We start from the raw sequence: 13,420 nt of genomic DNA, 5'->3' as shown, positions 1-13,420 counted from the left end.
CTCCACCACCCCGCTACCAGGGCACCTCGGTCCGGTCCTCCCACAACCGCCCGGTGGGCGCCGGGTCCGACGGCGTCGAGGCCCGGCACGCGAGCCAGATCGCCGTGTCCGCGCCCTGGTCGATGGACCGGGGCGCGTCCGGCCCGCCCATGTCGGTGCGGCAGTGCCCGGGGCAGGTGGCGTCGACGAGCACGCCCCGCCGACCGAGGGCGAGCTCGTGGGCGAGGTTGCGCGTCAGGGCGTTGAGACCCGCCTTCGCGACGCGGTAGGGCGCGAGCCCGCCGGCCGTGCCCGGACCCGACATCCGCCCGAGGCACGCGCTCAGGTTGATCACGCGACCCCACCGCCGGCGCGCCATCCCCGGCACCAGGGCCGAGAGCAGGGCGAAGGGCGCGTCGAGGTCGACCGCGCGCACGTCCCGCCACTCCGCGAGCGACGCGTCGAGGGTCTTCGAGCGCGGGGAGCTCATCACCGCGGCCGCGTTGACCAGCACGTCCACCTCGAGCCCGTCGACGCGGGCGGCGATCCCGTCGACGTCGGCGAGGTCGTGCGCGAGGGCCCGGCCACCGAACGCGTCGCAGGCCTCGGCGAGGGCCGACGCGTCCCGCGCCATCCCCACCACCGTGGCCCCCGCGGACGCCAGCCCCGCGGCGACGGCCCGGCCCAGTCCCCGGCTCGCCCCGGTGACGAGCGCGGTGCGCCCGGACAAGTCCTCTGCCACCGGACCGAGGTTCCCCACCGCCGCCCCTTCCACCCACCGCGCTTGTCGCGTATGAATGGCAACAACCTGCTGGCCACAACGCCGTCGAGAGGGCAGGCCCGGAACCTGTCCGAAGGTCCAGGACGGGCACCGTCGCCGTGGTCGGGATCACCGCGTGCCTCTGTCCCCGTGACCGGGGCCACCCTTAGCGTCGCGCCGGATCGCGAGGGGCCCGCCTGCTGGGCAGGGCTCCCGGACCGACCCCGGACGAGAGGACTGCCATGCAGGTTGACGAGCTGCTCAAGCCCTTCCCGATCAAGGAGTTCCACCCGTTCCCCCGGGCGCTCCTCGGGCCCGGCTCGCACGAGATGATCGGGCCGGAGGCGCTGAAGCTCGGATTCAAGAAGACCCTGATCATGACGTCCGGCCTGCGCGGCACGGACATCGTCCACAAGATCAGCGAGTCCATGAAGTACCACGGGATCGACACCGTCATCTACGACAAGGTCGAGTCCAACCCCAAGGACTACAACTCCATGGACGCCGTGAAGCTGTACCAGGAGAACTCCTGTGACAGCTTCGTGTCCATCGGCGGCGGCTCCTCGCACGACGCCTGCAAGGGTGCCCGCGTCTCGGTCGCGCACGACGGCCGCAACGTCAACGAGTTCGAGGGCTTCAACAAGTCCGAGAACCCGAAGAACCCGCCGCACATCGCGGTGTCGACCACGGCCGGCACGGGCTCGGAGACCTCCTGGGCCTACGTCATCACCGACACCACGACGGACCCGAACAACCCGCACAAGTACGTCGCGTTCGACGACGCCTCGGTGACCACGCTGGCCATCGACGACCCGGTGCTCTACTTCGACTGCCCGATCGACTTCACCGCCCAGTGCGGGTTCGACGTCCTCGCGCACGCCTCGGAGCCCTACGTCTCGCGGCTGAACTTCGAGCCGAGCCTCGGCAACGCGATCCGCGCCATCGAGCTCACCGCGCAGAACCTGCGCGAGGCGGTCTGGAACGGCCAGGACCTCCCCGGCCGCGAGGGCATGATGTACGCGCAGTACATCGCCGCCCAGGCGTTCAACTCCGGCGGCCTCGGGATCATCCACTCGATCTCGCACGCGGTGTCGGCCTTCTACGACACCCACCACGGCCTGAACAACGCCATCGCGCTCCCCCGCGTGTGGGCGTTCAACATGCCGGTCGCCTACAAGCGCTTCGCCCGGATCGCCGAGGCCATGGGCGTGGACACCACGCACATGACCGACGTCCAGGCCGCGGAGGCCGCGCTCGCCGCGTCCATCCGTCTGCTGCGCGACGTGGGCATCCCGGAGAAGTTCACCGACGTCACCCAGGACTCGTACTCGAAGAACCGTCTGGGCCAGGGCCCGACGAAGTTCTACGAGAACGAGAAGACCATCACGGGCAACGACGCCGACGTGGACCGCATCACCAACCACGTCCTCGGTGACGCCTGCACCCCGGGCAACCCCAAGGAGTGCACGTTCACGACCGTGCGCCCCGTGGTCGACCACTGCCTCAACGGCGACCTGGACGACCTGCTCAGCTGATCGCCACCCCGGTGCCCGGTGCGGCCGGCCTCTGCGCTGGCCCACCGGGCACCGGTGTGTTTCCCTCGATCTGCCTCTTTCCCAGGAAGGACCCCGCGTGACCAGCACGACCGAGCAGCCCCCTTCGCCCTTCGGTTCGGTCGACGAGGTGGTCGACGCGCTCGCGAAGCAGGGCTACATCGCCGACCGGCGCCTCGCCACGACGGTGTTCCTGCTGACGCGGCTCGAGAAGCCGCTGCTGCTCGAGGGCCCCGCGGGGGTCGGCAAGACCGAGCTGGCCAAGATGCTCGCGCTGGCCACGGGACGGCGCTTCCTGCGCCTGCAGTGCTACGAGGGCCAGGACGAGACCAAGGCCCTCTACGAGTGGGACTACGGCAAGCAGCTGCTCTACACCCAGATGCTGCGCGAGAAGATCGCCGAGATCGTCCAGGACGCTCCCGACATCAAGACGTCGGTCGAGCGCATCGCGGCCCAGGACAGCGTGTTCTTCTCCGAGGAGTTCCTCGCCGAGCGGCCCCTCATGGAGGCCATCCGCTCCGACGAGCCCGTCGTGCTGCTGATCGACGAGGTCGACAGGGCGGACGAAGCGTTGGAGGCCGTCCTCCTCGAGACGCTCGGCGAGTTCCAGATCTCGGTCCCCGAGGTCGGCACGTTCCAGGCCGAGAACGCGCCCTACGTCATCCTGACCAGCAACAACACGCGTGACCTCGCCGCCGCCCTCAAGCGGCGCTGCCTGCACCTGTTCCTCGACTACCCGAGCGCCGAGCGCGAGCTGGAGATCGTCCGCTCGAAGGACACCGGGCTCCCCGAGGCCACCGCGCGCGAGCTCGTCGAGGTCGTGCGCGGGCTGCGCGAGCTCGAGCTGCGCAAGGCGCCGAGCATCTCCGAGACGATCGACTGGGCGCGCACGCTCGCCGTGCTCGGCGTCGAGGAGCTGAACAGCTCGATCCTGTCCGACACGGTGTCGGTGGTCGTCAAGTACGACAAGGACGTCACCAAGGCCCTGGGCGCGCTGCCGAAGCTGGTCGACCCGAACGCCGAGATCGACGACCACGGGCACGGACACGGCCATGGGCACGGCCATGGCCACGGGCACGAGGACAACGGCCACTCCGGCGGCCCCGCCCCGGCGACGTCGCGGCGCGTCCAGGACGACGACGAGGAGGACGGCCCCGACGGCCGGTCGGTGCGGGCGTCCAAGGACCAGGAGGGCCGCCACGTCGGGCACTACGCGGCCGGTGTGGAGCAGAAGGAGAAGGCCCGCAGCGGCGAGCTCGAGCCGGCCAAGCCCCGCAACGTGAGCTCCGGGCAGGGCAGCCGCTCGTTCGGGCTGGGCAAGAAGCGGGCCCTCTAGCAGCGGCGAGCACGTCAGAGGAGGCACCGCATGGAGGCCAGCATCCACCGGTTCGTCCGCCTGCTGCGCATCCGCCAGGTCCGGGTCTCGACCTCGGAGGTCGTGGACGCGATGCGCTGCGCGCGCGAACCGGGCGTCCTGCACGACCGCGAGACGCTCAAGGCAGGGCTGCGCGTCGCGCTGATCAAGGACATCCGCGACGACGCGACCTACGACGAGATCTTCGACGCCTTCTTCGCCCTGGTGCGGATCGGTGACGAGGAGCGCGGGCACGGCCACGGGCACGGCCACGAGGACCTGTCGGACGAGGGCAACCTCGAGAACTTCACGCTCTCCGACGAGCCGGGAGAGACCCCGCAGCAGGGGCACGACCACGGCAAGCCGGTGGACATCAAGGAGTTCTTCGACCCCGACGACCTGGCGCAGCAGTACAACCTGCACCAGGAGGCCAACAAGATCGACCTGGCGTCGATGACCGACGAGATCGTCTTCTCCAAGGACGGCGCCACCGACCAGACGAGCACCGGCGAGAAGGTCCAGATCGAGACCGACCGTCTGCACGGCGGCGGGCTGCCCGGCGAGATCTCCGACGCGGCGGGGACGAAGGTCGACGCCGACCTCAACGTCGCCCAGCAGGAGGCGCTGCTCGGCTGGCTGCAGGGCGTCGAGGACGGCATCGACGACGGGGGCGACGAGAGCGACGCGATGGCGCTGCGGCGGCGCCTGGCCGGGATGCTCGAGAACCTCCCCGAGGCGATCAAGCGTCACCTCGAGCGGCTCATGGAGATCGAGCAGCGTGTGATCGACGGCGGGCACGCCGACGAGGCCAACAAGGCCGAGGTCGACCGCGCCGAGGAGCACGAGCGCCAGCAGCTCGAGGACTCCCTGCGCCGGCTGGCCAAGACGCTGCACGGCGCCCTCACCCACAAACGCCGCGAGTCCCCGCGCGGGCGCATCGACCCCGGCCGCACGATGCGCCGCAACATGCGCTTCGACGGCATCCCGTTCCGGCCGGTCACGGTGTCGCGCGCCGAGGACAAGCCACGCCTGGTGATCCTCGCCGACGTGTCGCTGTCGGTGCGGGCCACCGCGCGCTTCACGCTGCACCTGGTGCACGGGCTGCAGGACATGTTCGGCCAGGTGCGGTCGTTCGCGTTCGTCTCCGACCTCATGGAGGTCACCGACCTGTTCGCCGACCACACCGTCGAGGACGCCCTCGGGCTGATCTTCGGCGGCGACCTCATCGACGTCGACGCCAACTCCGACTACGGCACGGCCTTCGGGACGTTCCTGGAGGACCACGGGTCGGCGGTGAACCGGCGCTCGACGGTGATCGTGCTGGGCGACGGCCGGGGCAACGGCAACGACCCGAACATGGAGGCGTTCGCCGAGATCACGCGCCGGGCGCGCGAGACGATCTGGCTGACGCCGGAGCCGCGCTACTCCTGGGGGCTCGGGGCGTGCGACCTGCCGCAGTACGCGGAGTTCGTCGACCGCATCCGTGTCGTCCGCGACCTCACCGGGCTCTCCGAGGTCAGCCACGACATGGCGGCCGAGATGATCGGGCGGTGACGGGCCTGGCTGACGTCTCGGCGGCGGCCACCGGGGTCGTGCGCATCGACCCGCTGGCCGCGTCGCACCCCGGGCGCTGGGAGGACGCGGACGTCGTCGTGTGCCACGTGGACCGGGCAGCGGTCCCGGTGCGCCTCGTCGCCGCGCGCCCGCCCGAGCGGGTCACGGCACACTTCGAGGTGCACCGCCCCGGCGAGCGCCTGCTCGTCCTGCACCGCCTGCGCCCCGACGAGCTCGACGACGACATCGCCGGGCTCGTCGCGAGCGAGCTCGCCGGGCTCGTGACCTCGGCCGCCGACTTCGAGCGGGTGTTCACGGGCATCGTGCGCTCGACGATCAGCGACCCGCTCACGGCCTGGTCGACGTTCTACGCCAACAGCCTCGCCGTCCTGCGCGATCCCCGGGCACCCGTCGACCCCGACGCGCCCCCCGAGTCGTCGCTCGCCGCCTTCGCGCCCGTGCACGAGCGCGCGATCGCCGAGATCCGGGGACGCACGGTGCTCGACGTGGGCTCGTGCTTCGGCTTCCTGCCGCTGCGCCTGGCGCAGGAGGGCTTCGACGTCGTCGCCACCGACCACACCCCCGGCACCATGGCGCTGCTCGGTGCCGTCGCCGAGCGCCGCGGCCAGTCCGTGCGCCCGGCGGTCGCCGACGCCCGCGCGCTACCCGCCGCTGCGCGCTCGGTGGACACCGTGACCGCCGTGCACCTGCTCGAGCACCTGCCGGCCACCGAGACCGTCACCGTGCTCGACGAGATGCTCCGCGTGGCCCGCCGGCGCGTCGTCGTCGCCGTGCCCTACGAGGACGTCCCGGAACCCGTCTACGGACACCTGCGGACCTTCGACCACGCCGCCCTGCACGCCCTCGGCGAGCGCACCGGACGCCCCTTCACCGTCGCCGACGACCACGGCGGCTGGCTCGTCGTCGACGTCTGAGCGGTGTCAGCGGTGGGCCACTGCTGACACCGAGCCTGTCCGAGTCCTGTTGAGCACGCCGATAGGGCCACACGCTCAGACCGGGCAGCCGCCCGCCCGCGCCGCGGCCTGGTCGTCGAGGCGGAACATCGGGCCGGTGTCGGTGGGCTCGTCGTAGTACCGGTGGAACACCGGCGTGAGGCCACCGGAGATCGGCGGGACGATCCAGCTCCAGTCCACCGGGCACTTGCGCCCGGAGGCCTCCTCCTTCTCGACGAAGCGCAGGAAGCGGCGGGACTCACCGTGGTGGTCGGCGAGCGAGACGCCGGCCTCGTCGAAGGAGTGCTGCACCGCGGCGGTCAGCTCGACGGCCGCGCGGTCGCGCCACAGCGTGCGGTCGCTGGAGGTGTCGAGACCCATGGCCTCGGCGACCTCGGCGAGCATGTCGTAGCGGTCGGCGTCGGCGAGGTTGCGGGCCGCGATCTCGGTGGCCATGTACCAGCCGTTGAACGGCGCCGCGGGGTAGGAGATCCCGCCGATGTCCAGGCGCATGTTGCTGATCACCGGCAGCGCGTGCCAGCGCAGCTCCATCTCGGCGAACCACGCGTGGTCGGGGTGGGTCAGCGGCACCTCGAGCACGGCGTCGGCCGGGATCTCGTGGACCTGCGGGCCCTCCTTGACGTGCTCCCCGCCCCCGCTCACGACCAGCGGCAGGACGTCGAACCGGCCCATCGGGCTCGGCGGCATCCAGCCCAGGGTGCGGGCGGTGTCGGTGAAGCCCGCGGTGCGCGGGTCGCCGAGCACGCGGCCGCCGGCGCGGTAGCCCGCGTAGCGGATGAGCTGCTCGTTCCAGATCCTCGGCCCGCGGCTCGACGGCCCATCCGGGGCGAAGATCGTGATCGTCGACCGGATGCGGCCCTTGCGGGTGGCCTCGCGCAGGTGCCCGACGCACTCGGCCGCGACCTCGTCCGGCGCGGTGACGTGGCGGCGGTCGCGCAGGTGCAGGCTGCGCCAGTAGAGGCGGCCGATGCAGCGCGCGGAGCTGCGCCAGGCGACGCGGGCGCCGAACTCCAGCTCCTCGCCGGTGTGGACGTAGGTGCCGGTGCGGTCGATCTCCTCGCGCACCGCGGCGACGCGCGGCTCGGCGGGCCCGGCGTTCGGGTTCTCGGCGTGGAAGAGCCGGATGAACTCCTCGGCCTCGGCCGGGTCGACGCCCGGACGGCTCGAGGGCTGCTCGGCGGGGGCGTCCTCGCCGATCCGGGCGGCGGGCACGACCGCCTGCGCGCCGGAGCCGACCTCGACCGTGCTCCCGGGAGCGGTCACGTCGACGGGCCGGGCGGTGTCGGCGGGCAGCGGCACCGCGACGGACGGCACGACGGCCGGCCCGGCGGCGGGGGCCACGGCCGGCGGCGCCACGGGCGCGCTCACCCGGGTCGCGCTCGGCGCGCCGGCGGCCGCCACGAAGGGCCTGCCGTTGCCGCGACCGCCGGCGGGCCAGCCGCCCGAGGCGGGCGGCGCGTCGGGGCCGGCCGGGTCGGAAGGGCCGGAGGAGCCCGGCGTGCCGTGCGGGTGTCCGGGGCCGTGCGGGTCGCCCGGGACGGCGGGGGGAGCTGTCGGCGCGGGAGCAGCGGTCCCCCCGACCGAGGGGACCCGGGGTGGGGTCCGCCCGTCCCGGGGGTGTGGGGAGGGGGACGTCCGGTCCCCGGAGCTCACGACATCGATCGCCGAGCCGCGCGTCATGCCACCTCCGTGTCTCGAGCCGTCCCCACGCGGCCGCCGTCCACTCTGCCGCCCCGGTGCCCGGAACGGATCTCGCTGTTCGGATCAATCTCCCCGGAGGACATCCGAACCGTGATGGTCTGTTCGGCGCAGCGGCGCACTCACGACCCGAGCACCTGCTGATGGAGGGCCGGGAGCACGAACACCACGATCGGGTTCGCGGGGGCGACGTCCGCCACGCGGCGTCCCGATCGCGACACCGCGCGCGGGCCGACGCGCTGAGACGGCTCCACGGCGGCCCACTGTAGAGGGTGGCTCGGCCACCCTGCGCACACACCGTCCGCTTCTCGACCGGCTGTCGCATCGTCCCAGCGCACGGGTCGTCCGTCGCCGGTCGATCGCATCTGGCACGCTGTCCGGTCGACAACGTGTGATGACCTCGTATACAGCGCGTGACGTCGTGGGGACGACACGCTCGCCGGGGTCGGGAGGTGCACCGTGACGCGAGCCCCGTGGCCCGCGAGCCACGAGCCGAACGGCACAGGTGGGACGCGCGCGCCCGGTTCCGGTCCGGCGGGGCCGCCCCCCGACGACCGCGAGACCGCCGTCCTGCCGGTGGTCCCGCCGGGCCCCCGGCCCGGCTCCGCTCCGGGCCCTGTCCCCGGCTCTGTCCCCGGCCCGGCCGACACCGGCCGGACCCCGCCCGCGGTGCCCGAGGTGCCGGCGATCGCCGACATCGCCGCGCCCGGACGTCCCGACGTCGACGCCGTCGTCGCCGCCGAGGGGCCGGGAGCGACCGGAGCCGCGGGGTGCCGCCGTCCGCGCCCGTCGCGGCACATGCGCGCCCGCGCGGACGAGATGGCCCGAATGCTCGGGCGCGCCGCGCCCGCGGCCCGCCGGCGCGGGCTCTCGTCGGTGCCGGCGGCCGCCGCGGTGATGGCCGCCGTCGCGGTCGGGGGCGTCGGGATCGCCCTGGGGCTCGACGCCCAGCGCACCGGCGCCGAGCTCGCGCTCCCCGGGCTGCCGGCGGTCCCCGCCGAGCAGACGCCGGTCCCCGAGACCCCCGCCGCCACGGTCCCGACCGTCGACACGAGCGTCGTCGACGCGCTCGACCCCGACGCGTCGAGCCGCGTCCCGGAGCCCTCGTCGGCCGCGGCGGCCGCGCGGCGTGCCCCGCAGCCCGCCTCGCCGCCCCGCGCCACGGCCCCGACCTCGCGGCCGCGGCCGACCTCCACCACGGCGAGATCCACCACACCCGATCGCTCGACCACGACCTCGACCCGCACGCCGCGCTCGAGCACGCCGTCGAGCCCGACGCCCCGGGCGGACGCGGGGACGAGCAGCGGGGCCGGCGGCGGCACCCCCGGGGACGCGGCCGTCGCGAGCCGCGGGACCGGCGGGCTCGAGGATCTCGACAGCGGGTCCGGGGACGCGCCGGCCCCGTCGTCACCCCTGGACGGCGGGGCCACCACCGCGGGGTGAGGCCCGTCCGGCGACCCGCCCCGATCGGACTCCACGGGCGCCGAGATCGACCACGGGGAACGGTCGTCGTACGACGCCGGATGACGCGCCCGTTCGGCCCTGTCACCCGATGTGGGCGCCCCCGGGTCCCGTTCACCGGGCGTGGCCCTACGCTGACCGCACGAACACACGTCGGGGCGGCGGTGTGCTCGACCCGGAGTAGCGTCTCTGGGTCGAGGACAACCGCTAGGGTGGCGCGACGCCGGGGGAGATCAGTCATCCGGGACGAGGAGTCGACCAGACGTGACCGCAGCGAGGGACGATCGCTCCCTGGCCGGGGGACCGCTCGGCCGGTCCCGCGCCACGGGTGCCGCCCACCCCGACCGTGACGACGCCCACACCGCCGACGCCTGGTACGGATCACGGTCCGAGCCCGACGGCTACGAGACGTCCACGACCGGCATCTCCCGCCCCCTCGGCACGGGTCGACCGACCGGCCCCGACGAGTCCGACAGCTCGGTCTTCGACATCGCCGACGACCACCGCGACGGGCCGTACCGCTCGTACCCGCCGACCGCACCCGGGCAAGACCGCACGGGTTCCTACCGCTCCGCGTCCGAGGGGAGCTCGATGACCTACCCGCCCGGGCCGTCCGGTCCGCCGTCCGGTGCGCGGTCCCCGTATCCGGGGTCCGCTCCGGCGGCCGCGCCGCCGCCGCCGTTCACCGGCGGCCGGCACACGGGCCCGCCGTCGGGACCGACACAGTTCGGTCCGGTCCCGACCGCACCCCCGCCGCCCATGCCGCAGTCCGCCGCGCCGGCTCCCGACGCGTCGTGGGCGCCCGACGGCATGGGCCTGCCCGCCCCCCGCGAGGCCTCGTCGTCCAACGACGTCAACCAGATGGTGACGTTGATCCGCACGAGCTTCAACGCGGTCTCGCACCGCACCGACGAGCTCGGGTCCCTGTTCTACGGGCTGCTGTTCCGCATCGCGCCGGAGACGCGCGACCTGTTCCCCGTGACGATGGAGCTGCAGCGCACCCGGCTGCTGCGCGCTCTCGTCCACGTGGTGCAGATGGTCGACCGTCCCGACGAGCTGTCGGTCTTCCTGCGCCAGCTCGGCCGCGACCACCGGAAGTTCGGGGTCATCGGCGAGCACTACGACAAGGTCGGCGAGGCCCTCCTCGGCGCCCTGGCGGAGATCGCGGGGCCGGCCTGGACCCGCGAGGTCGAGGACGCCTGGACCGGCGCCTACGAGCTCGTCGCCCAGATCATGCGCGAGGCCGCCGACGCCGAGCGCGGCCCGGCGGTGTGGATGGGCCGCGTGATGGAGCACCGGCGGATCTCCCAGGACCTCGCCGTGGTCCGGGTGCAGACCAGCCAGCCGGTGCCCTACCTCGCGGGCCAGTACGTCAGCGTCGAGACCCCGCAGCGCCCGCGCATGTGGCGCTCGATGTCGCCGGCCAACGCCCCCGGCCCGGACTGCGTGCTCGAGTTCCACGTCCGCACGGTGCCCGGCGGCTGGGTCAGCCGGGCGATCGTGTCGCACGCCCGCGTCGGCGACGTGTGGCGCATCGGCCCGCCCATGGGCCAGATGACGCTCGACCCGCGCTCGCGGTCCGACCTGCTCATGGTCGCCGGCGGCACCGGCCTCGCGCCGGCGCGGTCGATCATCGAGCAGCTCATCGTCGAGGGCACCGACCGCAAGGTCGCCCTGTTCGTCGGCGGCCGCACCTGGGCCGACCTCTACGACATCGAGGCCCTCCGGCGCAGCGCGCAGGAGAACCCCTGGCTGTCCGTGATCCCGGTGGTCGAGGACGACGGCCGTCAGCACGGGGCCGAGACGGGGACGGTCGGCGAGGTCGTCGCCCGCTACGGCGCCTGGGCCGACCGCGAGATCACCGTCAGCGGCTCCCCGCCGATGGTGCGGGCGACCGTGAGCGCGCTGCTCGACGCGGGCACGCCGTTCCTCAACATCCACTACGACCCGTACCACACGGACTGACCCGTCCGGCCCGGCGCGCTGGGCCGGCTGCGCCCGCCTCGTGACGAACGAACGGCGCTCTCGCTGCTTCGGTAGCAGCGAGAGCGCCGTTCGTTCGTTCCGGAGGGGCTCGCCGAGGGCCGTGCCTAGGCGGTGGCGGCCTGGCGCGGGGTCATCTCGACCGAGAGCTCCGGCGGCTTGGCGAGCGTCTGGAAGACGACGCAGTACCGCTCGGTGAGCTTGTGCAGGGTCGCGAGCGTGTCGGCGTCCGCGTCCGTGTCGAGGTCGAAGCGCAGGCGGACCTCGCGGAACCCGACCGGCGCGTCCTTGGCGACGCCCAGGGTGCCGCGGAAGTCGAGGTCGCCCTCGGCGTGCACGTTGCCGCCGCGGATCTCGACGCCCATCGACGTCGACACCGCGCGCAGGGTGACGCCCGCGCAGGCGACGAGCGCCTCGAGGAGCATGTCGCCCGAGCACAGCTGGGTGCCGTCACCGCCGGTGGCGGGGTGCAGGCCGGCCTCGACCAGCGCCTGCGAGGTCTGCACGCGACACGCGATGCCCGAGCCGTCGACGTCCCCGTCCGCCTTGAGCGTGACGACCGCCGACTCGGGGTCCTCCTTGTACTGCGACTTGAGCGGGCCCTGGGTCTCGGCGAGCTGCGACTTGTCCATACCCGTGATCCTCCCCCGGACGTGGCGCTGCGTCACCCGGTCGTCACGGGGGTGCGCACCCGTCGGGGCCGGCAGGCCGCCACCGCAGCCGCCCCGACCAGCGAGAACGCCACCGCGATCGGCACCGCGTCGTTCCAGCCCGCGACGAGCGCGGCCGGCCCGGCGCCGAGGGACGGGCGGGTGGCCACGACGGCGACGATCGTGACGCCGATGGCCGACCCGACGTAGCGGGCGGTGTTGTTGGCGCCGCCGCCCATCGCGCCGCGCCCCGGGGGCACGCTGGCGACCGCCTCGCGCCCGAGGGCGGCGTTGACGACGCCGGTCGCCGCGCCGGCCAGCGCGAGGCCGGGGGCGAGCGTCACCGGGGAGTCGCCCGGCTCGAGGCCGAGGAGCAGGAGCTGCCCGGCGGCGATGACGACCAGCCCGCCCGCGAGCAGCAGGCGACCCGACCAGGCCGCCGGGAGCCGGCGCGCCAGCAGGGCCGTCAGCACGCTCGTGCCCGACCACGCGAACAGCAGCGTCGCCCCGACCACCGCGGTGCTGCCGAGCCCGCGCTCGACGACCGTGGACAGGAACGACGACGACGCGATGATCCCCAGCCCGGTCGCGAGCGCGCCGACCGTCGCCGCGACGAACGCCGGCGTCGCGAAGAGCCCCATGTCGAGCATCGGGGAGGTCCGGCGCCGTTCGACGACCACGAACAGGGCGAGCAGCACCACGCCCGCCGCGAGCAGGGCGAGCACGCCGGGCCGCCCGAACCCGGACCGGCCCTCGGTGAGCCCGGCCAGCAGCGCGGCGAGCCCGGCGGCGAGGACGATCACGCCGGGCAGGTCGATCGGGCGGGGCTCCGCGGCGCGGGACTCGGGGACGAGCCGCTGGGTGACGATCGCGAGCACGGCGGCCGCGGCGGCCGCGGCCCAGTAGGCGCCGGACCAGCTCACCGCCCGGTCCAGGCCCGAGGACAGGAACGGCCCGACCGCGATCCCGGCGGCGAGGCTGGCGCCCCAGATGCCGCTGGCCGAGCGCGCCTCCGGGGTGCCGGCCGGGAACGCGTGGCCCAGCAGGCCCTGGCTGCACGCGACCAGCGCCGCCGCCCCGATGCCCTGCAGGATGCGCGCGACGACGAGCACGAGCGCGTTCGGCGCGAGCGCCCCGAGCACCGACGACGCGGCCAGCACCACGGCGCCGAGCACGAGGACGCGGCGGCGCCCGAGGTCGTCGCCCAGCGCGCCGACGCTCAGCAGCGCGACGCCGAGGCCGATGCTCATCGAGCTGAGGATCCAGGCCTGGGCCTCGGGGCCGGCGCCGAGCGCCGCGGCGGTCGAGGGCAGCGTCGCCAGCGGCGTGGTGAAGACCACGAGCGCGAGGAACGTGGCGGTGCCGGCGACGGCGAGGGTGGCGCGGGGCGAGCTCACGAGCGGGGACGCTAGCAGGTCCGGTTCGTTCATTGAACCGAACTGCTACCGTGGTCA

The 13,420-nt window shown here is 74.0% G+C and carries 11 protein-coding genes; 6 read left to right on the top strand and 5 right to left on the bottom strand.

Going from position 1 to position 13,420, the window contains the following annotated elements; all coding sequences use genetic code 11:
* Positions 1–13: 13 nt before the first annotated feature.
* On the bottom strand, positions 14–721 hold the full coding sequence (locus WCD58_RS08740) for an SDR family NAD(P)-dependent oxidoreductase (RefSeq protein WP_337701677.1): 708 nt from the start codon (positions 719–721) through the stop codon (positions 14–16).
* 260 nt (positions 722–981) lie between these two features.
* Here WCD58_RS08740 and mdo point away from each other — a divergent pair, with 260 nt between their 5' ends.
* The 4 genes from mdo (at position 982) to mftM (ending at position 6,135) form a co-directional block, all read left to right on the top strand.
* On the top strand, positions 982–2,274 hold the full coding sequence (mdo, locus tag WCD58_RS08735) for an NDMA-dependent methanol dehydrogenase (RefSeq protein ID WP_337701675.1): 1,293 nt from the start codon (positions 982–984) through the stop codon (positions 2,272–2,274).
* A gap of 97 nt (positions 2,275–2,371) precedes the next feature.
* Complete coding sequence (locus WCD58_RS08730) at positions 2,372–3,628, top strand: AAA family ATPase (protein ID WP_337701672.1); 1,257 nt, start codon at positions 2,372–2,374, stop codon at positions 3,626–3,628.
* 30 nt (positions 3,629–3,658) lie between these two features.
* The gene (locus WCD58_RS08725) at positions 3,659–5,200 is read left to right on the top strand and encodes a VWA domain-containing protein (RefSeq protein ID WP_337701670.1); all 1,542 of its coding nucleotides are present in this window, start codon (positions 3,659–3,661) and stop codon (positions 5,198–5,200) included.
* Complete coding sequence (mftM, locus tag WCD58_RS08720) at positions 5,197–6,135, top strand: mycofactocin oligosaccharide methyltransferase MftM (RefSeq protein ID WP_337701668.1); 939 nt, start codon at positions 5,197–5,199, stop codon at positions 6,133–6,135. Before WCD58_RS08725 ends, mftM begins: the two co-directional genes overlap by 4 nt.
* A gap of 75 nt (positions 6,136–6,210) precedes the next feature.
* Here the strand turns inward: mftM and WCD58_RS08715 are convergent, their stop codons facing one another.
* Together WCD58_RS08715 and WCD58_RS08710 are read right to left on the bottom strand one after the other, a co-directional pair.
* Positions 6,211–7,386, bottom strand: coding sequence for a nitric oxide synthase oxygenase (locus WCD58_RS08715; RefSeq protein WP_337702029.1), 1,176 nt, complete (start codon positions 7,384–7,386; stop codon positions 6,211–6,213).
* 608 nt (positions 7,387–7,994) lie between these two features.
* Entirely contained in the window at positions 7,995–8,126 is a 132-nt protein-coding gene (locus WCD58_RS08710) for a hypothetical protein (protein WP_337701666.1), read from the bottom strand.
* A 205-nt stretch (positions 8,127–8,331) separates the two neighbouring features.
* Here WCD58_RS08710 and WCD58_RS08705 point away from each other — a divergent pair, with 205 nt between their 5' ends.
* On the top strand, positions 8,332–9,315 hold the full coding sequence (locus tag WCD58_RS08705) for a hypothetical protein (protein WP_337701664.1): 984 nt from the start codon (positions 8,332–8,334) through the stop codon (positions 9,313–9,315).
* Positions 9,316–10,143: 828 nt separating this feature from the next.
* Positions 10,144–11,298, top strand: coding sequence for a globin domain-containing protein (locus WCD58_RS08700; RefSeq protein ID WP_373696198.1), 1,155 nt, complete (start codon positions 10,144–10,146; stop codon positions 11,296–11,298).
* A 125-nt stretch (positions 11,299–11,423) separates the two neighbouring features.
* Here WCD58_RS08700 and WCD58_RS08695 read toward each other — a convergent pair whose 3' ends face one another.
* Together WCD58_RS08695 and WCD58_RS08690 are read right to left on the bottom strand one after the other, a co-directional pair.
* Positions 11,424–11,948: an OsmC family protein gene (locus WCD58_RS08695; RefSeq protein ID WP_337701660.1), complete on the bottom strand. Its 525-nt coding sequence runs from the start codon at positions 11,946–11,948 to the stop codon at positions 11,424–11,426.
* Between the two features lie 32 nt (positions 11,949–11,980).
* Entirely contained in the window at positions 11,981–13,363 is a 1,383-nt protein-coding gene (locus WCD58_RS08690) for an MFS transporter (RefSeq protein ID WP_337701658.1), read from the bottom strand.
* Between the last annotated feature and the right edge of the window lie 57 nt (positions 13,364–13,420).

Origin of the sequence: Actinomycetospora flava (genome assembly GCF_037400335.1) — a bacterium.
GTDB classification, from domain to species: domain Bacteria; phylum Actinomycetota; class Actinomycetes; order Mycobacteriales; family Pseudonocardiaceae; genus Actinomycetospora; species Actinomycetospora flava.
The sequence above is the reverse complement of the archived record's forward strand: the minus strand, read 5'-3'. Positions and strand labels throughout refer to the sequence as shown.